At 71.5% G+C, this 21230-nt stretch carries 16 protein-coding genes; 5 read left to right on the forward strand and 11 right to left on the reverse strand.

All coding sequences use genetic code 11. The features are described from left to right. Positions 1 to 937: 937 nt before the first annotated feature. Positions 938 to 1150: a hypothetical protein gene (locus tag ACFV1L_RS13230; protein ID WP_380365401.1), complete on the reverse strand. Its 213-nt coding sequence runs from the start codon at positions 1148 to 1150 to the stop codon at positions 938 to 940. A 485-nt stretch (positions 1151 to 1635) separates the two neighbouring features. On the opposite strand from ACFV1L_RS13230, the gene ACFV1L_RS13235 reads away from it, so the two are divergent. Next, positions 1636 to 2199 (forward strand): hypothetical protein, encoded by a 564-nt coding sequence (locus ACFV1L_RS13235; RefSeq protein WP_380365403.1) that lies wholly within the window; start codon positions 1636 to 1638, stop codon positions 2197 to 2199. Beyond that, a complete protein-coding gene (locus tag ACFV1L_RS13240) occupies positions 2196 to 2807 on the forward strand; it encodes a trypsin-like serine protease (RefSeq protein ID WP_380365404.1) in 612 nt (203 codons plus the stop codon). The genes ACFV1L_RS13235 and ACFV1L_RS13240 overlap by 4 nt, the downstream gene beginning before the upstream one ends. A gap of 801 nt (positions 2808 to 3608) precedes the next feature. On the opposite strand, the gene ACFV1L_RS13245 is transcribed toward ACFV1L_RS13240, so the two are convergent. From ACFV1L_RS13245 to ACFV1L_RS13260, 4 genes are all read right to left on the reverse strand, one after another. After that, entirely contained in the window at positions 3609 to 4433 is an 825-nt protein-coding gene (locus ACFV1L_RS13245; protein WP_380365405.1) for an ABC transporter permease, read from the reverse strand. A 15-nt stretch (positions 4434 to 4448) separates the two neighbouring features. After that, positions 4449 to 5345 (reverse strand): ABC transporter permease, encoded by an 897-nt coding sequence (locus tag ACFV1L_RS13250; protein ID WP_380365406.1) that lies wholly within the window; start codon positions 5343 to 5345, stop codon positions 4449 to 4451. 3 nt (positions 5346 to 5348) lie between these two features. Then, positions 5349 to 6554: an ABC transporter substrate-binding protein gene (locus tag ACFV1L_RS13255; RefSeq protein WP_380365408.1), complete on the reverse strand. Its 1206-nt coding sequence runs from the start codon at positions 6552 to 6554 to the stop codon at positions 5349 to 5351. Between the two features lie 63 nt (positions 6555 to 6617). Further along, positions 6618 to 7673, reverse strand: a complete 1056-nt coding sequence (locus tag ACFV1L_RS13260; RefSeq protein WP_380365409.1) for an ABC transporter ATP-binding protein — start codon at positions 7671 to 7673, stop codon at positions 6618 to 6620. Positions 7674 to 7842: 169 nt separating this feature from the next. Here ACFV1L_RS13260 and ACFV1L_RS13265 point away from each other — a divergent pair, with 169 nt between their 5' ends. Together ACFV1L_RS13265 and ACFV1L_RS13270 are read left to right on the forward strand one after the other, a co-directional pair. Beyond that, positions 7843 to 9261, forward strand: a complete 1419-nt coding sequence (locus tag ACFV1L_RS13265; protein WP_380365558.1) for a PucR family transcriptional regulator ligand-binding domain-containing protein — start codon at positions 7843 to 7845, stop codon at positions 9259 to 9261. Next, entirely contained in the window at positions 9179 to 9478 is a 300-nt protein-coding gene (locus tag ACFV1L_RS13270) for a helix-turn-helix domain-containing protein (protein WP_380365411.1), read from the forward strand. Before ACFV1L_RS13265 ends, ACFV1L_RS13270 begins: the two co-directional genes overlap by 83 nt. A 543-nt stretch (positions 9479 to 10021) precedes the next feature. On the opposite strand, the gene ACFV1L_RS13275 is transcribed toward ACFV1L_RS13270, so the two are convergent. The 6 genes from ACFV1L_RS13275 to ACFV1L_RS13300 form a co-directional block, all read right to left on the reverse strand. Further along, positions 10022 to 10498, reverse strand: a complete 477-nt coding sequence (locus ACFV1L_RS13275) for a hypothetical protein (RefSeq protein ID WP_380365413.1) — start codon at positions 10496 to 10498, stop codon at positions 10022 to 10024. A gap of 91 nt (positions 10499 to 10589) precedes the next feature. After that, positions 10590 to 16877: a DNRLRE domain-containing protein gene (locus tag ACFV1L_RS13280; protein WP_380365560.1), complete on the reverse strand. Its 6288-nt coding sequence runs from the start codon at positions 16875 to 16877 to the stop codon at positions 10590 to 10592. Between the two features lie 511 nt (positions 16878 to 17388). Next, positions 17389 to 17889 (reverse strand): hypothetical protein, encoded by a 501-nt coding sequence (locus tag ACFV1L_RS13285; RefSeq protein WP_380365414.1) that lies wholly within the window; start codon positions 17887 to 17889, stop codon positions 17389 to 17391. Between the two features lie 484 nt (positions 17890 to 18373). Then, complete coding sequence (locus ACFV1L_RS13290) at positions 18374 to 19117, reverse strand: SDR family NAD(P)-dependent oxidoreductase (protein ID WP_380365416.1); 744 nt, start codon at positions 19115 to 19117, stop codon at positions 18374 to 18376. Positions 19118 to 19131: 14 nt separating this feature from the next. Further along, entirely contained in the window at positions 19132 to 19605 is a 474-nt protein-coding gene (locus ACFV1L_RS13295) for an SgcJ/EcaC family oxidoreductase (RefSeq protein WP_380365417.1), read from the reverse strand. A 47-nt stretch (positions 19606 to 19652) separates the two neighbouring features. Then, a complete protein-coding gene (locus tag ACFV1L_RS13300; RefSeq protein WP_380365418.1) occupies positions 19653 to 20279 on the reverse strand; it encodes an SgcJ/EcaC family oxidoreductase in 627 nt (208 codons plus the stop codon). A gap of 121 nt (positions 20280 to 20400) precedes the next feature. On the opposite strand from ACFV1L_RS13300, the gene ACFV1L_RS13305 reads away from it, so the two are divergent. Continuing rightward, positions 20401 to 20847 carry a MarR family winged helix-turn-helix transcriptional regulator gene (locus ACFV1L_RS13305; protein ID WP_380365561.1) on the forward strand — a complete coding sequence of 149 codons (447 nt, stop codon included), beginning with the start codon at positions 20401 to 20403 and terminating at the stop codon, positions 20845 to 20847. The last annotated feature ends 383 nt before the right edge of the window (positions 20848 to 21230 follow it).

Consider the following 21230-nt stretch of genomic DNA (forward strand, 5'->3'; position numbering starts at 1 on the left):
ACGGGCCGGACGCGGCGGGCGAGCGGCGAATCCGGGCACTCGCCGACGCCGGTCCGGCCTGTCGGCGACAGCGGTCAGGCCGGGCAGCCGGGTACGGACGACAAGCCGACGCCAGGTGGCCCGTCCGGTGCCGGGAATCCGGGGTCCTGGCAGGGAAGATCAGCCATTCCGGTGCCAGGTTCGGACGCGCCGCGCCTGACGAAGGCACAGCGAGCACCGCCCCCGCACCAGCACCGACGGCGGGGCAGGGGGCGAAGTCCGGCCGGGGCCGGGGCGCCGTCCCGGAGCGGGGCCGGGCAGTGGTCGCCGCCCGGCACTCGCCGGCGGCGGGAACGCCCGGGCAGCGGCCCGAGCGGGCGGCGCGCCCCGGCCGCACAGCTTCACACAGCCTCACCTGCTGCCCAGTCCCGGACGGAGACAGCTGGCAGCCGACCGGCGCACGGACCACTCGCGCAACCGCTCCCCGACCGGGGGCTGCCGTGCGGGGCGCTCACGGAGGCGGCTGGCGTGCCGCTCGCACCGGCGCCTCCTGCTTACGGACGCACCTACCCTGTTCCGCGCGCTGCCGCCCCGCCCGGACGGGACCTGCAGACCGGCCCGTTCCCGGGCCGGCCAGGGCTGTTTCGAAGCCGCTGTCGGCGCGCGAGCCCGGCCGACTCCGCGCTACCCGCTCCATGAGTGCCCCGGAACCCGCCGGGCGTTCACCACCCCCGCGAGGGCCGCAGTACCCGGGACGGCGAAACACCGGCCCGGCGCACTCTGCTGACCGGCCTCACCCGACCGTCCGACGTCGCGGCGCAAGCGCCGCGGCCACGTGCGGAGATGTCGGATCTCCGATGGGACTCACCGGCAAAACTACCGGTCTCGCTCAGCACGCCGCCGCGGCAGCCGTGATCGACAAGGACGACGCCGCCGACCCCGGCGGCCCCGGCGCCTCTCATCGCCGGCGGCCTTCGGCACCCGGCCGGCCCCGCATCCACGCTCCGCCCGCGAGAACGGCCAGCACCCCCAGCACCCCCATGCCGACGGGCCAGCCCACCCGCCCCAGGACCGCGACGATCAGTCCCACCAGCCCGTCCCCGCCGAGGTTCTCCCCCGGAGCCGGTGGCTCACCGCCTGCCAGCAGGCCGAACATTCCGCTGCGCGCCATCTCCCTCTCCCTGCCTTGAAAGCCCCCGTCCGACGGACCGCACCCCGGGCCCCCTGGTGCGATCGCTCCGCACGGAGCGTCAAGCGTGCACCGTGACATGGACAACTGCCCACCGCCCCTCGGTTCCGCCCCTGGCCAAGACAGGTACAGCCAAGGCCCCTCGGGTCGCCGTGGACCGCCAGCCGGTGAGGAGCACTGGCGGGCATCGGACACCACCCGATGATTTCCGCATTGTGAATTGTCTGAGGAAATTATCCTTTTCCTTCCGATCCACCCGTCGAGTCCGACCTCGACAAATGGTCGCCCCTTGGTCGGTGATTAATTGTTCGATAACGTGCGATCGGCAATTCACCACTCGAGTGAAGTCCGTAATTTCCGTTTTGGGGGTTCCTTTTGCAGAGAATTAAGCGGTCCGCGGTACTGGTGGCCGCCCTGCTTTCCGTGCCGGGTGCCGCAGTCTCGCTACCCGCGTCCGCGACGGAACTGTGGCACCGTCGGCGGTGGAGGCGTTCGCCTACCCGGGCGCCGCGAAGATCCTGGCCGAGCAGAACCTGACGCTGAAGACGGGCGACGGCATCCGCCTCGCCGAATGCGCCTCCGAGTCGGGCCTGGTGCGGGTCGTTCGCCAGGTCGCCTCGCCGTTCGAGGTCTGTTTCAAGGTCACCGGCTCCTCCGGCTACCTCGCCCTCGAAATCTCCGACGTCACCAACATCAAAGGCGACAGCCACGCACTCAAGGCGACCGTCAGCTCCGAGGGCGCCACCAGCAGCGTCGACATCAAAAAGAACGAATGGACCCCGGTCGGCCAGGCCGACAACTCGACCGGCAACAAGCCGGCCGTGCTGCTCGAACTCGTCGCCGGCGACGGCACTGCCGCCACCACGCCCGCCCCCGAGTTCCCCGCCGTCGGCTCGATCACCGTCGGCGCAGCGGGTCGGGCCGGATCCCGCGGCTGCACCGGCACCCTGGTCGACCCGATGTGGGTCCTCACTTCGGCCGGCTGCTTCACCGACGATCCTCCGCAGCTCGCGCCGGCGCCCCTGCTGTGAAGAACTCGTTCGCTGCGGGCGGCCGCAGCGTCGACCTGGTCGAGCTTGTTCCCCGCGGCGACCGCGACATCGTCCTTGCCCGTCTTGCCACCCCGCTCAGCGGCGTCGCCCCGCTGAAGGCTGCCGCTGCGGCGGCGGCGAGCGGGTCCACCGTGAAGGTCGCCGGCTTCGGCCGCACCGCCACCACCTGGGGCACCGGCAGCGGTCCCCGCACCACCGCCCAGGTCCTTGGGACGGTCGCCGCCACCACTGTCGACCTCTCCCCCGTGAGCGGCGCGGCCGCGGTCTGCGCGGGAGACACCGGAGCTCCCCTGCTCAACGGCGGCGGGGAGATCACCGGTGTCGTCTCCCGTGCCTGGCAGGCCGGTTGCCTCGGCACTCCGGCGAGCGAGACCCGCACCGGCGCGCAGGCCGCCCGCCTCGACGGCCTCGATGCCTGGATCACGCCGCTGACCAACCGCTCCTTCGACCTTCTGAACCCCGCCAGCGGACGCTGCCTGAACGTCAAGGGCGCCGGGCCGAGTTGGGACAACGGCACCCCGATCATCCTGTTCGACTGCAAGGGCGACCCGAACGAGAAGTTCGAGCTCGTCTCTGTGAAGGCCTGACCTGCGACAGGCCCGGCCTGCCGCACCCGTTCGAGAACCCGAGCACTGCTCCGGCCCGGGCATCCGCACTGCCGCGGATGCCCGGGCCGGGCCTCGGACAGGTTCCCGCAACCGCACGTCGACCCTGTCTGCCCGGCGGGGCGCGCTCGGCCTGCCGCGTACGCCCCGACTCACCGGCGTGTCCGTCACTTTGGCGGCCGCTGCTCCGGCCTGTTGCTGGCGGCGGACGCCGCGACCACCTGGTCGCGGTCAGGTCCTTGGCGAAGGCCCTGCGCTTGCCGGTGGTCCTGGTGTCGGCGCCCGACTTCCAGCTCGCCGCCAATGGGACCAGGTGGTCGATGTGACTTCGCGTCGGTGAAGGCCTTGCCGACGTAGGGCTGGTCCAGGTGCCGGCCACGTGCGGCACTGGTCGTCCCGGACGACCTCCTGGCCGCCGCGGGCACCGACGACACTGCGGGTGTCGCACTGCCCGTACTGCGCGGGTCAGTGCGGCGACTCTCGCACGTGTAGCCGTCCATGGAGTGCGGGGCTTCGACGGCCAGCTGGTCGAGTCCGGCGCGGGCCCGTTCGGCCGAGCGTGGATGCGAGGGCTGCTGAGGGCATGTCCTGGGCGAGGTGGGACGAGGACTGCGGCCCGGGCCGGGCGGTTGGGGATTCCGTGGGCGGTGGGTCGAACAGGCTGGAGTACCTGGTACGGCAACGGTCGGGAGCGGAGTGCTCCGGACAGGCAGGCGGAGGGCGACCGTCCCTACGGGGCGACGCCGGAGGGGGCGGGCGGCCTCCGTCGGCACGCACCGCCTGTCAGGGGGCCTGCAGGGAGGACGCGGGCGACCCGTCGGAGGAAAGCCGCTGGGCCAGGTGGATCGGAACAACGGAGATCAGCACCAGGACGGCGGCCACGACGTTGACGACCGGGGCCTGGTTGGGCCGGGCCAGGTTGGCGTAGATCCACACCGGAAGGGTCTGGACGCCCGGTCCGGCGGTGAACGTGGTCACCACGATCTCGTCGAAGGACAGCGCGAAGGCCAGCAGCCCGCCCGCCAGGAGGGCCGGCCGCAGGGCCGGGAACGTGATGTGTCGGAAGGTCTGGAAGGTGTGGGCCCCCAGGTCGGCGGAGGCTTCCTCCACCGATGGCGAGGTCCGGCGCAGCCCGGCGGCCACATTGTTGAAGACGACGACGATGCAGAACGTGGCGTGCCCGATGACGACCGTGAGCACGCCGAACCCGATGCCGACCGGGCCGAGCACCGTGCGGAAGGCGGCGTTGAGGGCGATGCCGGTGACGATGCCGGGCAGCGCGATGGGGAGGATCACGAGGAACGACACCGCTCGGCGGCCGAAGAATCGGTGCCGCTGGACGGCGAGGGCGGTCATGCTTCCCAGGATCAGGGCCACCAGGGTCGCTCCGGCTCCCACCTGCAGGGATGCGAGGAGGGCGTGGCGGACGCCGTCGGAGTGCCAGGCACGCACCCACCACTGGGTGGTGACCCCGGCCGGGGGCCAGGCGAAGGAGCGGTTGCGGTTGAACGAGTTGAGGAGGACCAGCAGCAGCGGCAGGTAGATGACCGCGAGGCCGCCGGTCGTGGCCGTGTACAGCGCGATCCGGGTGCGGCGGGAGAGGTTCACGGCTGTTCGGTCTCCTCACAGCGAGTCCAGGGCGCCCGATCGGCGCACGGCCAACAGGTAGCCGACGATCATCGCCACCGGCACGCAGGACAGTGCGGCGGCCAGTGGCAGGTTGAGCGTCACGTTGTCGGCGATCGCCGTGCCCAGCATCTGGGTCCGGCCGCCGACGATCCGGACGGCGAGGTAGTCGCCCAGGCTCAGCGAGAAGGTGAGGACGGACCCTGCCAGCACCGAGGGCCTGACCAGAGGGAGGACTACCGAGCGGAAGGTCCTCCCGGGTGAGGCGCCGAGGTCGGCCGAGGCGTCGAGGAGGGCGGTGGGCAGCTGTTCCAGGCCGGCGAAGACCGGGAGGATCATGTACGGCAGCCACAGGTAGGCGAGGACGACGACGACGGCCGTCGTGCCGTACCCGGGGCTGGTCAGCCCGAAGGGACTGCCGAGCCAGTCGAGGATGCCGCCCCGGCTGAGGACGACGCGCCAGGCGTACGCCTTGACCAGGTAGCCGGCCCAGAGCGGGGTCAGCACGGCGACCACCAGGAGCCGGCGGGCGCGCGGCCGGACGAGCCGGGCCATGGCGAACGCCATGGGGAACGCCACGACGGCGTCGATCGCCGTGACGGCGGCGGCGACGGCGAGGGTGCGCAGCGCGATGGTCCAGTAGACGGGGCTGGTGAGGACAGTGGTGAAGTTGGCGGTGTTCCAGACCCGGACGATCTCGTAGGTGAAGTCGTCGACCGTCCAGAAGGCCGACAGGAGCAGGACGGCGAGCGAACCGAGGTAGGCGAGGACCAGCCAGGTCATCGGTGCGGCCAGCAGCGCGGCCAGCCGCAGCCCGGGATGCCGGTGCAGGACGGAGGCCGTTCGCCGCAGGCCACTCTGCCGCGGGGGTGGGGCAATCACCTCGTCGGCCACGGGTCAGCCCTTGATCTCGGTCCAGGCGGCGGTCCAGGCCGCGTAGTCGGTGCAGGACGTCCCGCGGCCGTCGAGGCAGTTCTTGACGGGGGTGGTCCAGGAGTGGACGTTCTCCCAGTACGCGTCGTCGGTGGCGTGGAAGACGGTGCAGAACGACTTGTCGGACGTCTGGTCGCAGGCCTTGGCGTTGGCGGGGGCCTCCCCGAACCACTCGGCGACCTGTGCGTTGGTCTTCGGCGAGACGATCCAGTCCATCCACCGGTAGGCGCAGTTGGGGTGTGCGGCCTTCGCCGAGACCATCCAGGTGTCGGACCAGCCGGTCGCGCCTTCCTTGGGCAGCACCGCCTGGACGGGCGTCCGGTCGGCCTGCGCCATGTTGGCGATCACCTGCCAGGTGGTGCCGATCACCGTGTCTCCGGTTTTGAAGGAGTTCTCGGCCTTCTGGTAGTCGCTCCAGTACTCGCCGACCGCCTTGCGCTGGGCCTTCAACAGGTCGACGGCCGCCTTGAGTTGGGCGGGGTCCAGGGCGTAGGGATTCTTGATGCCCAGGTCCGGTCGGGTCTTCATGAGGTACAGCGCCGCGTCGGCGATGGAGATCGGCGAGTCGTAGGCCGTGACGTGCCCGGCGTACGCCGGGGCGTCTTCGAAGACCGCGCGCCACGAGTCGGGTGCCGGGATGACCTTGTCGGTCCGGTACATCAGGAGGTTGGCGCCGCGGCCGTGCGGGATGCCGTACATCCGGCCGTTCACGGAGTTCCACGGCTGATTCTTCAGATTTTCGAAGACGTCCGCGTAGTTCGGCACCAGGCCGGTGTTGACGGGCGCGACGTCGCCGGCCGCGATCAGCCTGAGTGTCGCGTCGCCGGATGCGGAGACGGCGTCGTACTGGCCGGTCTTCATCAGGGAGACCATCTCGTCCGAGGTGCCGGCGGTCTTCGTGTTGACCTTGCAGCCGGTCTGCTGCTCGAAGGGGTGGACCCAGTCCACGTTGCGGTCGTTCGTCCCGTCTTCGGCGTAGCCCGCCCAGGCGATCAGGTTCAATCGCCCCTCGCCGGGGCCCAGGGATTGGAGCGCGGACCGTTGCGGCGGGTTCGGGCCGCCGCCGGAGGTCGTTGCGGCGGTGCCGCCGCACCCGGCAGCCACGAGGAGGGCGGCTGCGGTCGTGATCACCGTGCGGAGGGAGGAGCGCCGTCGGGCGGGAAGGGACATGCGCCGGATTCCGATCTCTGGGCGGACGGGTGGGGGTGCGGAAGGGGAAGCGGCAGGGACCGGCTATCTGCCGACGCGGACGGTGTGCTTGCGCTGCCAGGCCAGCACGACGGCCTGGCCGCGCCGGCGCATCACGTCGGCGACGTCCTCGGCGTTCTGCTGCACGGCGGTCAGCCGGGCGCCGACCTCCAGATCGACGAGGAGCCTGGTGTGTCCGCCGGCGTAGACGACCTCGGCCACGCGGCCGCTCGCCGACAGCTCGTGGGGGCCGGCGGGGGCATCCGGGCGGGTCAGCCGGATCTTCTCCGGCCGGATGCTGAACAGCCCGGCCTCGCCCACGACCCGCTCGGCCGCCGGTCCGTCCAGGAGATTGGAGGTGCCGACGAAGCCGGCGACGAACGCCGTGGCAGGACGCTCGTAGACGTCGGCCGGCGAGCCGACCTGCTCGATCCGCCCCGCGTTGACCACCGCGACGCGGTCGCTCATCGTCAGGGCCTCCTCCTGGTCGTGGGTGACGAGGAGGAAGGTGATCCCGACCTCGCGCTGGAGCTGCTTGAGTTCCAGTTGCATGTCGTGCCGGAGTTTGAGGTCAAGCGCGCCGAGCGGTTCGTCGAGCAGCAGCACCTTCGGGCGGTTGATCAGCGCCCGGGCCAGCGCGACCCGCTGGCGCTGGCCACCGGAGAGCTGGGACGGTCGGCGCTGCTCGAAGCCGTCGAGCCTGACCGTGGCGAGTGCGGCACGCACCCGGCGCGTCCGTTCGGCCTTGGGTACCCGCCGGACCGCCAGGCTGTAGCCCACGTTCTGGACGACCGTCATGTGCGGGAAGAGGGCGTAGTCCTGGAACACCGTGTTGACGTCCCGGTCGAACGGCGGCAGTCGGGAGACGTCCGCTCCGCCCAGCAGGATCCGGCCGGACGTGGGGGTCTCGAATCCGGCGACCAGGCGCAACAGGGTGGTCTTGCCGGATCCGGACGGGCCCAGCAGCGCGAAGAACTCGCCCTCGTGCACCTCCAGGTCGACGCCGTCGACCGCACGGACCCCGCCGTCGAAGGTCTTGGCCAGCCGTTCGAGTCGGACCGCGGCCGGGGTGGCCGGCGGCAGCGGTCGGTCTGTCGTCATGAGAGGTGGCCGTCCTCCGTCACATCGCGGCTGTCTGGTCGGCTTCGCCTGTCCGGCCGGGAGCACGGTGCGGCCCGGCCTTCAGAAACCTAGGAGTGTTCACTCGATCCGGCCATGGAGGCGTGCACGATCTTCCGCCCCCGGACTGTGCGCCGTTACAGTCCGACCCATGTCAATCACTCTGGGTGACCTGCTGTCACAGGAGGACCTCCGCCTCCGGCTGTGCACCGGCGGGTTCGGCACCGAGCGCGTGGTGCGCTGGGCGGCGGCGACGGAGCTTGCCGATCCGACACCGTGGATGACCGGTGGGGAACTGCTCCTCACCACGGGTCTGCGGCAGCGGAGCCCCGACGCTCAGGCCGCCTTCGTGCGGCGAGTTGCGGCGGCCGGCGCGGCGGGGGTGGGTTTCGGCACGGGGCCGAACCATCCCACGGTGCCGGTCGACACGGTGGCGGAGGCCGAGCGGCTGGGCCTGCCGGTGCTGGAGGTCCCGCCGGAAACGCCGTTCATCGCGGTCAACCGCCTGATTGCCGCACGGAGCACGGCCGGGGCCGCCGACCGGTCGTACCGGCTCCTCGACCGGCACGACCTCTTGGTCCGGGCCCTGCTGGAGGGCGGCGGCCTGACCGCGCTACTGCGGGCGTTGCACCGCATCTACGGGAGCGAGGTCGCAGTGGTCGACCGCCACGGCGCACTGCTCGCCGCGGCGCCGGGCCCCTGCAATGCGCTGCTCGACGAGCTGCAGGCAGGACCGGCTTCCCCGGAGGCTCCCGACCGCACCGGGCTGGTGCGCCTGCCGGTCAGGGTCGACGGGACCCTCGCGGCGCAGCTGTGCCTTCGGTCGGCCGACCCCGCCGAGCTGCTCCCGTACGCGGCCCGGCTGGTCGGTCTGGAGCTGGCCCGCCGGCAGGCCTACCTGGCCGGGCGGCGGGAGCTGGTCGGCCAGGTCGTCGAGGACGTCGTCCGGGACGTGATCGCGCCGGCCGCCGCCGAGCGCAGGCTCGCCGCGTTCGGGCTCGACCCGACGCGCTCGCACCGGGTGGTCCTGGGCTGCCCGGACCCCGACGGGGCGGGGACGGGCCGGGACCGGCGGCTGGCCCGGCTGCCCTGGCCCGCCGACGACTGCGGCGACCCGCCCGAGCCGCTGCTCACCGCGGTCGTCGACCGCTACCTGGTCGCGGTGGTCCCGCAGTGCGTGCCGGTGGAGGCGCCGGCCTTGCGGTTCGCCGCCGTGCTGTCCGGCCTCGACGCGCGCGCCGCAGTCGGGATCGGTGGCTGCTACCAGGGTGTCGAGGGCTTGCGGTGGAGCCCGGGCGGCACTCGCCCGGGGCCCCGGCGTTCACGCCGGCGGGCCGCTCGACCTTTCCCGGCTCCTGCTCTCCAGCCCCGGTCTGCCGCTGCGGCAACTCGCCGCCGAGGTACTGCGGCCGCTCACGCGGTTCGACGACAGCAACCGGGCAGATCTCGTCCCGACGCTGCACGCCTACCTGGCCGCGGACTGTTCGGTGCAGGCGGTCGCCGACCGCATGTTCGTGCACCGCAACACCGTTCGTTACCGGTTGGAGCGCATCGAGCAGCTCACCGGTAGGTCGCTGCAGTCCACCCACGACCGGTTCCAGCTCTGGCTCGCCCTCCTCGCCACCTTTCCCGACGGAGAGGCGGGCAGGGTCCCGGGGCGGACGGGCGGCCCTTCACGAGGGGCCCCCTCGGGGAGGGCGCAGCATCGCCGCTTCGCGCCGCAGGAAGGAGCTGGCTCACGGCCGCCCGGGCTGCGGCCGTCTCTCCACCCGGGACCGACACGTTGAGCAGCTCTGGCGCCGGCCGACCCGTGTCGCCGCCGTCACGGTCGTACGTCTGCGACGGTGGGGACGTTGACTCTGAGCGCGCCCTGAGACCCGCCCACCCCGTCTTGTGGTCGTTCGACGACAGGTGAGGTGCCGGCCCGTCAGTTCAGCGGCCGGGTCCGGGCGCTCCGGTCCGCCGGGCCGTGCATGGCCGGCACCTGAAGCCCGCCGGCCCCGGTGGGCCGCGAGGAGCGGCGCCACCTCGTGGAAGGTGACGGTCCTGGCAACGCCCTCTGCCGTAGCGACCGTCATCGTCGACGCGTCGACGCGCACGAGCCTGCCGCCTCCGGGCAGAAGGGGCCGCTGTTCCAGGCCGTCCAGCCCCGCCGGGGAACCGCCGCCCCCTCAAAGTCTCACCACGTCACGCCTGTACGCCCCGGCCGAAGCCCCGTAGGAGTGGCCCTTCGGCGGTCGAGACCACCGGCGACCAGCAGTGGGGCGCGGCCGGGGCGCGGTCTTGCTTCCCTGGGCCGGAGCGCAGGGCTCCCGCCGCGGCTCACGAGATCAGATCCAGCACCTGGGTCGGGAGTCGTTCAATGCAACCTCGGAGCGAATGGAATAAGTCTTGGCAGCAGTATCGAACCTCACGCGGATCATGGCCCACCGGCCTTCTATTTCTCTCGAAAAGCAGAAACCCCCCACCTCGGCGGAAATTGGTTCGCCTTCGCGGTCCCGCATCCACCCCATTGGCGCCGCCTCGCGAGTGTAGTAGTCGACCACGACAGCCTCCGGCACTCCGTAGCCATACACGAATCCAGCATGCGAAAATCCCCCGTCCACATTGCACGAGACGCCGGTCGGGCTTCCCTCGGGAACGCCTTCCGGGTGTTTCGCCGCCAACTGCATGACCGCATCCGACCCGGCGATCGCCGAGGCCTCTTTGCACCCTTCGCCGGAGACAATTCCAGGAATTATTAATGCACCCACCCCTATGGTGGAGGCGGCGATCAGGGCAGTATAAATTTTCCCTGCCGTCTTCATCTGGGATGTGCTCCGCTCTGCGCTCGTGAGCCCGCACCGAGCCCGCTGCCGTCGGACGGCAGCGGGCCCTGCGGGCGGAAGGATGGCTGAACTACTTGAGTCGCCCGTAGGCGTACATGGAAGACGCCTGACTGTACAGTGCCTCGAAGAGGTTTCTGCGCGAAATGGCGGCCTTCATTCTCTTGCGGAACCAGTAGTTCTGCGCCGTGGTCCTGGCCACATTGTTATTGAATACATCGATGCGATGGTCCTCCCCGCTCTCCCCGTACTCATGGGCATCACCCAGGCGTTTCGCTGCAGCCGCGCCGAAGTAGAGGGTGAGGGCCGACTGCCACATGAAGTGCCGAATAGCATTGTCTCGGCCGTGGCCGCCCGGCGCGATCTTCTTCACGATGTCGGAGAGCTGCATCGCCCACTGGCATCCTCGCTGTCCGAGTGAATGACATGCCTCTGCCTCGAGGTACCTGCGCTTCGCATATTTGCAGGCACCGCAACTCCACCGGCCGTCGAGGTCGAAACGCGTCAGCGGGTTGCCCGAGGTGTAATCATATGCATTGGCGTTTCCGCCGTACACGGGGTCGACGGACAGGAAGCGACCGGACGCCGGGTGGTAGAGGCGCACGCCCATGAGGGTGAAGCCGCCAGGGGTTTCGGTGGAGCGTTGCTTGCCTCCGAGCCAGCCGTAGCGGGCGGCGGTCTGTCCGGCGCGCGGGCTGCCGTACTCGTCGCTGTCGAGGATGGTGGGAGCGGCGGCGGTGTCCAGCGGAAGCTGGAGGGTGATGTCGCCGTGGAGGTTGGTGAGTTGGAGGACCGTACCGCCGGTCTTGGTTGTGGTCGCTCCCAGGTCGCCGTTCATGCCCGCGATGTTGCGGGTGAGGTTTCCAACGGTGTCCTCGGCGATCCAACGGGGGTTGTCGGCGTCACCGCCGTAGTGGTTGGTCTTAGTGCCCGTTGGGGTCCAGGTGCCGGCGTTGTTGGTCTCGGTGGTCCAGGTGCGCAGGCGCTGGTTGGAGTCGAGGGTCCAGGTCTGGCGGTTGGCGCCCGTGGTCTGCTGCTGGACGAGGTCGCTGTTGTAGTAGGCGACGGTGGAGCCGGGCAGTGCGGTGGTGCGGCCGAACGCGTCGTAGGTGTAGCCGGGGTTCACCAGGCGGTCGGCGGTGTCGTAGGTGTTGGTCTGGGTGGTGGCTCCGGTGGTGGTGCAGTCGGTGCCGCGGGCCGCGACGGCCGTGGCGAGGGAGGTGCGGTTGGTGTTGTTGTCGAAGCCGTAGCTGCGGGTGGTGCAGACGGCGTCGGGGGACGTGTCCTGGACACCGGTGAGGCGGCCGGCCCTGTCGTAGGCGTAGCTCTGGGCTGCGGTGACGCCGGGGGTTCCGGTGTGGGTGGCCCACTGGCTGTGGACGGTCTCGGTGATGCCGTCGGAGACCAGTACCGTGCCGTCGCTGTCGCGGGTGTAGGTGCGGCTGACTGCGGTGCCGGACGGGTCGTAGCGGTCGGTCATGGTGTAGCCGCCGGGCATGCCCTGGGTCACCACGGTGCCGTCGGCGTCGTAGCGGGCGGTGAAGGCGCCGGCGATCGAGTCGGTGACCGCGGTGGCCATGCCGCGCGGGTCGATGGCGGTGTCGTAGGCGTAGGTGGTGGTGGACGGGACGCTGTCGGTGACCTTGGTGGGCCGGTCGAGTGCGTCGTACTCGGTGGTGGTGGTCGCGCCGTCGGCGTCGGTGTAGGACGTCAGGCGGAGTAGCGCGTCGTACGCCTTGGTGATGGTTCCGCCGCCGGGGGAGGTCTGCTTGGTGACCTTGCCGGTGACCGGGTCGTAGGTGGTGGTGACCGCCGGAACTGCGGTGCCGAGGCCCCCGCTGAGGGCAGTGGTCACCGGTCGGCCGGCCGCGTCGGGGGTAACGGTCGTGGTACGGGTGACACCGTTCGCAGTCTCGTCGATCTGGGCGATCTGGCCGAACAGGCCGTACTGGACGGTCTTGACGGGGAGTTGGGCCGGGTTGGCGCCGCCGCCGGTGATGTCGCCGGCCGGGCCGGTGCTGCAGGCCTGGTCGGCCCATTCGGGGCGGCCTGCGCAGGCGCCGGTGCCGGTGGCGGACCAGTAGGTGGTGCGGGTGGTGCCCGCATCCGAACCGTTCGACTTGGGCAGTGACTGGGAGATGACGCGGCCCTGGTTGTCGTAGCCGGTGGTGGTGGTGAGGTTCAGGCCGCCGGCGTCCTGGATCTGCTGTGTGGCGAGTCCGAGCGCCCAGTCGAAGACGCTCTTGTCGGTGCGGGTCTCGGCGAACACCTCGGGCCAGGCGCGCAGCGCGCCGCCGGTGACGGTGGTGGTGACCTGGTCCTTGACCTTGGCGGTGCCGTCGCTGGGGCGGCCCTCGTCGTAGGTCTTCACGGTGCGGGTGCGGGCGACGGTCTGGGTGCCGGCCTTGGCGACGGTCGCGCCGCCGGAGGCCACGTCGGCGGCCAGGGTGACGCGGTGCAGGGGGCCGGAGTTCTCCGTCTCGCGCTGCCCGTCGGCACTGTAGACGCTGGTGGTGGAGAGCAGTTGGGCGCGTTCGCGGCTGGGCAGGTTGTTGACGCCGAGGTCGGCCAGTTGGGCTTTGGCGGCGTCGGTGGCGCCGAGGGCGAGGTCGCGGTTGGCGGCGGTCAGCGTGCGGACGCTGTTGCCCCACTTGTCGTACTCGGTGGTGGTGATGCGGTGCCCGGGGGCGGCGGTGTTGACCTGGCGGCCGGAGGCGTTCAGGTAGTTGACGGTGGCCCGGGTGTAGTCGGCCGCGTTCAGGTCGGTGCCGCTGTTGGAGGCGGGGACCTGGTCGGCGGGGAAGACGGCGGTGGCGTCGGTGGGCAGGTCGGTCTGGCCCCAGGTGGCACCGGCGGTGACCGACAGGTCCTCGGGTGCCTTGCTGCCGCTGGTGGGCACGCCGTACACGACGGTGGTGGTGGCGGTGCCGTTGACGGTGTTGGTGCCCGGGGCGAGGGTGTTGGTCCACACCTTGGTGAGCATGCCGTCGCCGGCGGCCGGGCTTGCCGCGATGTTGCCGTAGGCCATGTGGTAGCCGCCGTTCATGCCGGGCGGCAGGACGGCGTAGAGCGCGCCGTCGGAGGCGGTTCCCTCGATGTACGAGTACTGGGTCTTGGCACTGGTGCCCAGGCGCGGGTCCCAGAACTGGCGCAGTCGGCCGGCCAGGTCGTAGCGGTAGGTGGCGACGTCGGTGGCGGTGGCGGTGGCGGCGCCGGGGGCGGTGGCCCACAGCTTGATGGTGGAGACCTGTCCGGTGAAGTCGCCGAAGTCGGTGCCGCTGGTGTTGCCGGTCGCCGTGGTGGCGGTGGCGTAGACGAACTGCAGGACGCGGCAGCCCTTGGTGGCCGGGTCGGCCGCGCAGGCGGCGGCGGTGGCGGCGGAGGTCGGCGCGATCATGTACTTCGGCCGGGCCAGGGTCTTGCCGCCCGCCACGGTCTTCTCGGAGATGACGGTGGTGGTGGTGTTGGCCATGCCGTCGAGCAGGCTGGAGGAGACCGTCCAGGTGGCGGCGGCCGGGTCGACCTTGGAGAAGGTGGTGACGGTGCCGTCGGTGTCGGAGAGGGTGAAGTCGCCCGAGGCGAAGGAGCCGCGCAGGGTCAGCGCCTCGCTGCCGGGTTCCGGCACCCAGCCGTTGCCGGCCGTGTTGGCGGTGAAGCCGATCGTCTCGCCCTCGGCGAGGACGACGTCCAGCGAGGTGTTGGAGGTCTTGCGGATCTCGGTGTACCCGGACTGGGAGACCTCCGAGGCCACGCCGGAGGTCCAGTTGGGACCGAAGATCGGGGCCTGGCCGTCCTTGCTCGCCGCGGCCTTGGGGTCGCGGGAGGTGTTGGTGCGGCCGACCGTCAGGCCGAAGAACGAGGCGTCGGTGACAGAGACGGCGAAGTCGCCGGTGAGCAGGTTGAGGGTGCCGGGGCCGATCTGCTGGGTCGCGGCTCCGGTGGCCTTGCGGTCGATGACCGCCTTGACGCCCTCGGAGGAGACGGCGGCGTTGTTCGGGCCGGTGAAGTCGGCGCGGATCTGGATGGTGCCGTCGGGGTTGACGGTGGACGTGGCGTTCCAGGTCAGCGATGGGCTCTTGCCGCCGTTCAGCGCGACGGGCCAGGTCACGGCGCTGCCGGCGTTGGTGACGTCGGCCGCCGGGAGGGTGGTCCACGCGTCGGCGTCGGAGCGGCGCCAGGAGAAGCTGACGGCGTTGTACTTCGCGGCGTCGGCCTCGGCGATCAGCGGGAGGCGGGCGGCGGTGCGGGTGCCGTCGTTGGGCGAGATCACGCCGCCGGCGCCGACCTGGAAGGTGTAGGACACCGCCTCGGACTTGTTCTCGGCCTTGTCCAGCGCGCGGACCTGGAGGGTCTGGGTGCCGGCCTTGTCCGGAGTGACCGTCAGGTTGACCGGCGCGGTGGAGCCGCCGGTGGCGACCTTCGTCCAGTTGGTGCCGTCGAGCGTCCATTCCAAGGCGCTCTGGTCACCGGGCGGCGGGGTCACGGTGAACACGCCGGGCTGGCCGGCGCCCTTGACCCACTGCCCGGACGGGTAGTCCGTCGAGGAGACGGCGCCCGGCGCGGACGGCGCGGAGGTGTCGACCGTGAAGTACGCCCACGGCGACCACGTGTTGTTGTAGTGCATGCCGTCGTACGGCGAGGTGCGGAACCGGTAGGTCTTGCCGTTGGCCAGCAGCCCGGCCGGGACGGTCACCGAGGCGGGCTGGCCCGAGGGCACGTACGGGGAGACCAGGACGTTGCCGACCTGCCCATTGGTGTCGTTGTCGAAGATCTGGAAGGTGCCGTCGACCTTGTCGTTGTTCGGGTCGACGAAGGTGTCGCGCAGGGTCGGGGTGGTGGAGTTGACCCACCAGGTGCCGTTTGCGTCCTTGTAGAACGGGGAGCCGGCCTGCTGGTCGGTGCCGGTGCGCGGGCGGTAGTTGTAGGTGACCGTCAGCTTCGGCACGTTGGAGCCGGCCTCGGAGGAGTTGACCTCCTTCCAGTACTTGGTGCTGGTCTCGTCCGGCGCGCGCAGGCCCATGCCGGCGGTCGGCTTCTTCGCCGAAGTCCAGGTCTGCACGAGGTTGGTGACGTCGGCGTTGATCCAGCCGTCGTTCTGGCAGCCGGTGCGGCCCGCGGTCTCGTTCGACGAGGCCTGCTTGGAGTTCCAGGTCGGCTGCGCGGCCCATCGGGAGGCCGTCGAGGCGAGCCCGGTGTCGTAGACGTCCCAGGCGTAGGCGGCGCAGTCGCTGTTGCCGGAGTGGAAGTTCCACAGGCTCAGCGTCGCGTTCGTGATGAGCGCGTCCGCGATCGGGGCGGTGTTCCAGTTGATGAAGGCGCGGGCCTCGCGGGAGGAGCCGTCGGCGTTCTTGGTGCCCGGGTTGCCCCAGTAGATCTCGGTGTCCGCGGACCAGTCGACCGTCTCTCCCTTCTGCACGCGGGTGTCGAACACGTTGCCCAGCGCGATCGTCGACGGGTCGACGGTGACCGGGTACTGCGTCTTCGGGTCGGCGAGGAACGCGGCGTCGGGGGTGAACACCAGGTCGGTGTTCTCTCCGCGCTGCACGACCTTCAGGTCGACCGTCGCCCGCCTCGCGTGCTCGCGCGAACCCTCCGCGACGGTGGTGGAGTCCCACATCACCGGCGCGGGCAGCACGGCGCGCTTCTCGCCGGTCTTCCGGTCGCTGAACAGCACGCTGCCGTCGGCCTGCGCCTCGGCCTTCAGGCCCTTGGCCTTCAGCGGCATCGTGTACGAGTAACCGGTCGCCGCGGGGCGCTGCTTGAGGACGGTGTACTGCTCGAAGCCGGTCCGGGTGGCCTCGACGACCAGGTCGGCGGCGCCGTCGCTGATCGCGTCCTGGTACGTCGCCTTCGTGCCGTCCAGCACGGGCGCCGGCAGGCCGCCCTTCCACTGCAGTTCGACCTGCTGGTCGCCCTCGCCGAGGGTCACCAGGGTGCGGTCCTCGCCCTTGCCCGCCTGCGAGTCCGCCAGGGACTTCGCGCGGGTGCCGCCCGGCGCGGCCAGCTTCAGCCCGCCGGGATGCGCCTTCGGCGCGACCGAGCCGTCCGGCTGCTGGTGCAGCGTCAGATCGACGTCGGTCCACTGGCCGTCGCGCTGGAAGCGCACCGGCCCGGCGAACAACTCCGTGGTCAGCGAACCGTCCTTGTTCACCCACGTCGTCGACGTCTCGGTCCGCTCCGACAGCGCCTCCACGCGCTGCCCGGACAGCCGCGCCGCGACCCGCGCCGACGGCACGTCCGCCGCCGACGTGGCCCACTGCGGGTTCTTCGCGCCCTGCGTCGCACCGGACTTCTCCGGCTTCGGCGCCGCCAGCGCGCTCTCCGCACCGGCCAGCAGCGACACCGACACGGCGAGCGCCATGACGGCGCTCACCCCCCGGGCACCCGGCGGCGTCAGCCGTCTGCGGCGCCCCGATATGCGCTCGTGCACATCCACTCCTTGTCACTGACCCACCATTCCGATGGGACGTTCACGGATGCTAAAGGGAGCGCAAAGTGGGCGGAAAGGATCAAGGTCTCCCATGTACAGACAACGCAATACCCCAGGCGATCCGTTTGTGACCAAAGCGTGATGGGTCGTCATCTGCCGTACGCAGATCCCTGTTCGGCCGTACCGGTCGGAGTGCACGGACACGACGGCACCGCCGGGCACCGGATCCGCCCGCCGGCCGGCTGCACCGCCGAGAAGTCCACGTCGGACAGGCTCCAACCTTCGAAAATGCCGCGCGCCAGCAGCCGCAGCCGGAACGCGCCGGCCGGGCGAGAATGAGCGGCAGGTGCGCGCCGCACCTCATCGCCCGCAGCGCGCACCACACCTCACCGCCCGTCAGACACGCCCGAACGGCACCGGACGGCAACGGCCCGAGGGCCGGTCAGTACTCCACCCACTCGTGCTCGGCCAGCACCACACCCCGACCGACGACCGTCCCACCACCGGGGTAGTAGTCGTCCTTCGCCTGCACCACGCCACCGGCGCCCGGGTAGAAGTCGTCCTTGGCCTGCGCCATCCCACCACCGGTCGGGACGAAGAAGGGGCGGCTCAACGGGTGGTCCGGGCTCCAGCCCGTGCCAGCCTCGCAGCGGTCCTCCCCCGCCGGAGCAACCCCGCCGTGGCTCGGCCACGCGTCTTCCTTGGCCTGCACCACACCGCCGCTGGACGGCCGGGGCTCTTCCCTCTCGGGAGCCACCGGCACCGCGGTGTACTCGTCCTTGGCCTGCTGCACCCCGCCGCTGGACGGCCAGGGCTCCTCCTTCGCCTGCTGCACACCACCCGTGGACGGGTAGTAGTCCTCCTTCGCGGCGGCGGCACCGACCAGCAGCGCTCCGGCCACGACGGCGAGCACCGCCCCCTTCGCGAACAACGTCTTCCTCATGCTTCCCCCTCGGTCGAGCTTCCTGCCCGCAGCATGCACCGCAACGAAGCGGCACCGCTCCTGTGAACTCACAGGTTGCGGAACTCCTGGCCGACCTGTGCACGGCGATCGACAACACCTTGACCCTCGCCACCACCAGCGGACCCGCGACCGCGCCCCAGCCATCGCCGAGCAACGAACGCCTGGACTCCCCGATGCGATCGGCCGGGTTCCTCTCCGCACCGGGTGCTGCGGCGTCAGCAGCCCCGTTTCGAACGGGTGCCGCCTCAAAGGCCTACCGCTCCTGCCGGGCCCCGTGAGACACGTCGGCTGCCCGGCACGCTTCGTCGCGCCACGTCGTACTCCTCCGGGCACGGGACGCCGGCCGCCGGCCGCCGGGACTGGCCACTCAGCAGTGCGCGCCGTCCCACCACCCTTCGGCAGGCCCGCCGCGACCAAGGCCGCCTGACGGTCCGTCGGTGCCGGTGCCCGGTGCGCGGCCGGGTCAACCGTCGGCCAGGGCGGTGAGCACCCGACGGCGCGGCAGCGCCCTTGCGGCCAGCGCGAACAGGCGGTTCACGGCGCCGGGCACGGCGGTCGGCGCGGTGCCGCGCAGCGCGCGCAGCGCCGCCTCGACCACCTGCTCCGGGGTCTGGACCAGGGCCGCCGGGGCGTCGTGGTGCGGCTGCGACTCGGTGGCCGTCATCCCGGGGCAGAGCGCCAGGACCCGGACGCCCGAGCCCCGGAGTTCGGCCCACAGCGCCTCGCTGAGCGCGACGGTGTACGCCTTGGTAGCGCTGTAGACGGCGAGTTGGGCCTTGGGGGCGTGGGCGAGTGTCGAGGCGATGTTCAGCAGGGCGTCGCCGGATTCGGCGTGGGTCAGGAAGGCGTGCGAAAGGGCGGTCACGGCGCGGCAGTTGAGCTCAAGCATGGCGTCGGCCCGGTCCAGCGGGGTGGTGGCGAACGGGCCGGTGGTCGCGGTGCCGGCGTTGTTGACCAGCAGGTGGACCCGGGTGGTGCCGATCAGCTCGGCCGTGCGGTGCAGGCCCTCGGCGGTGGCCAGGTCGGCGACCAGGTGGTCGTGGTCCGGGCCGAGTTCGGCGGTGAGGGCGCGCAGCCGCTCCTCGTTGCGAGCGACGGCGATCACCCGGTGGCCCTCGCGGGCGAGCCGGCGGGCGAACGCGCGGCCGAGGCCGGTGCCGGCCCCGGTGACCAGCGCGGTCGGGCGGGGGGTGCGGGGGAAGGCCACGTCCGGCTCCCCGGTCACTGCGCGGCGGGGCGGGTGGCGGGCTGGGCTCGGAAGGAGAAGGCCTCCATCAGGGGCTTGCGCTGCGTCTTCTGGACGGCGGCGATCCGCCACCGGCCGTCCGCTTCGCGCGCCACCGTGTAGGTGGCGAGCTTGCCGAGCTTCCCGGCCTTGGTCCCGCCCTTGCGCACGTCGCCGCGGGTCACCACCACCGCGGCGTCGCGGCCCAGGAAGCGCAGGTCGACCAGGTCGACGACCAGTCGGGTGTCCTTCAGGAAGCTGTCGAACAGGGCCTGGTGGGCCCGGCCGATCTCGCGGTTGCCGCGGTACAGGGTGCCGACGTAGGTGACGTCGGTGGCGTCGGCGGTGAAGCAGTCGCCGTACGCCTCGCCGTTGCCGGCGGCCCAGGCGGTGGCGCTGCGCTCCAGCAGGGAGCGGATGGCGGCGGTGTCGTCGGCGCGGTCGGCGGGGGTGGTCGGGTGGGTGCTCACGGCGTGGTCCTCCGGGTCTGTCGGGGTGCGGGCGGGTTGAGGGGCGGTCACTTCTCGGACTCGGGCGCGGTGGCCGGGTCCCAGAGGAAGGAGATGCGCTCCATGACGTTCTGCCGCTTGGTGTTGTGGAAGGCGGCTATCCGCCAGCGGCCGTCCGCCTCGCGCACCAGCGTGTAGGTCTGGGTCTTGGTCAGCTCGGTGGCCGACGGGACGTCGCCGCTGTAGGTGTCGCCGCGGCTGGTGACGACGGCGGTGTCCGGCCCGTAGAAGCGCACGCCCAGGAAGGAGTCGGCGAGCCGGGTGCCCTTGACGAAGCCGGCGAACAGGGCCCGGTGGGCGTCGGCGATGTCGCGGCGGCCCTGGTAGTGGGTGCCGACGTAGGTGGTGTAGGTGGCGTCGTCGGTGAACTGCTCGCCGTACGCGGTGGCGTCGCCGCGGCCCCAGGCGGCGGTGAGGGCGCTGATGGTGCCGCAGACGGCGCGCTGCTCCTCGGTGCCGGGCGTGCCGGCCGGGGTGGCGGTGACGACCGGCTTCACGGCGGTGCAGTCGGCCTGGCCGGCGGTCCGGACGTCCGAGGTGGCGTCCAGCCAGACGTACCCGCCGGCGGCTGCGGTGGCGGCGGTGAGGGCGGTGACGGCGAGGATGCGCTTGACGGTGCGGCGGCGGATGGGCACGGGTTCCCCCTCGTGGTAGCTTCTCGGGAGAAGAAGCTTCGGATGAGATTTGTCTTCTTTGGCGATTTCTCTTCGTTGAGGAAGAGATTAGGGAGTGGAGGAGCCCGTGTCAACGCACGCCGTGCCGCGTGGAGCGAGTGAGACCTACCGCCGTTACCTGAGCGCCGTGATGCTCCACGGCCACGCCAGCGCCAAGGCGTGCGACCTCGGCGCCACCGACCTCTACGCGCTGAACGTCCTCGAACTGGGCGGGCCGATGACCCCGGGCGAACTCGGCGCCCGCACCGGCCTGACCACCGGGCCCACCACCCGGCTCATCGACCGGCTGGAGGCGGCGGGGTACGTGCGCCGCGTCCCGTCCCCGGACGACCGGCGCAAGGTGATCGTGGAACCGGTCGGCAAGCCCGCCGGCCTCGACGAGGCCATGGCGCCGGCCCGGCAACGGATCGGCCAACTGCTCGGCAGCTACTCGCCCGAGCAACTGGAGGTCCTCTTCGACTACTTCACCCGCGCCGCCGACGCCTACCGGGAAGCCGCCGAACACCTCCGCGACACCGCGGGCTCCTGACCCCGCCGCCAACCCCGCCCGGTTCCTTGCGCGACGCGAACGCGCACCCTGCGGGGCCCGGCGCCGGGTCGGAACGGGGTGTGCCCCGGGCTGCCGGCGACGTGCGTCGCCCCGCCATGACCCATCGCCACGCGCGCCGCTGGCACGCGGCGGCCTGGCCGCCGCCGTCGGGGTCCGCCCCGGCCGGGCCGCCGAGGAGCTCGCGCAGCACCGACGCTCCGGGTCCGACACCACCGCCCAACCGACCACCACAGTAGGAAGAGGAGCCAAGGGCAGGGACGTCAGATCTCCCCGGGCCCACCATCGTCGCTCTGACCGGGCGGGGCGCTGCGCGGCCTCCTGCGGCCGTCCGGCACCCGGAGGTCAGCGGCCCTGCTCGGGAC

This window comes from Kitasatospora sp. NPDC059646, assembly GCF_042734615.1.
Classification (GTDB): domain Bacteria; phylum Actinomycetota; class Actinomycetes; order Streptomycetales; family Streptomycetaceae; genus Kitasatospora.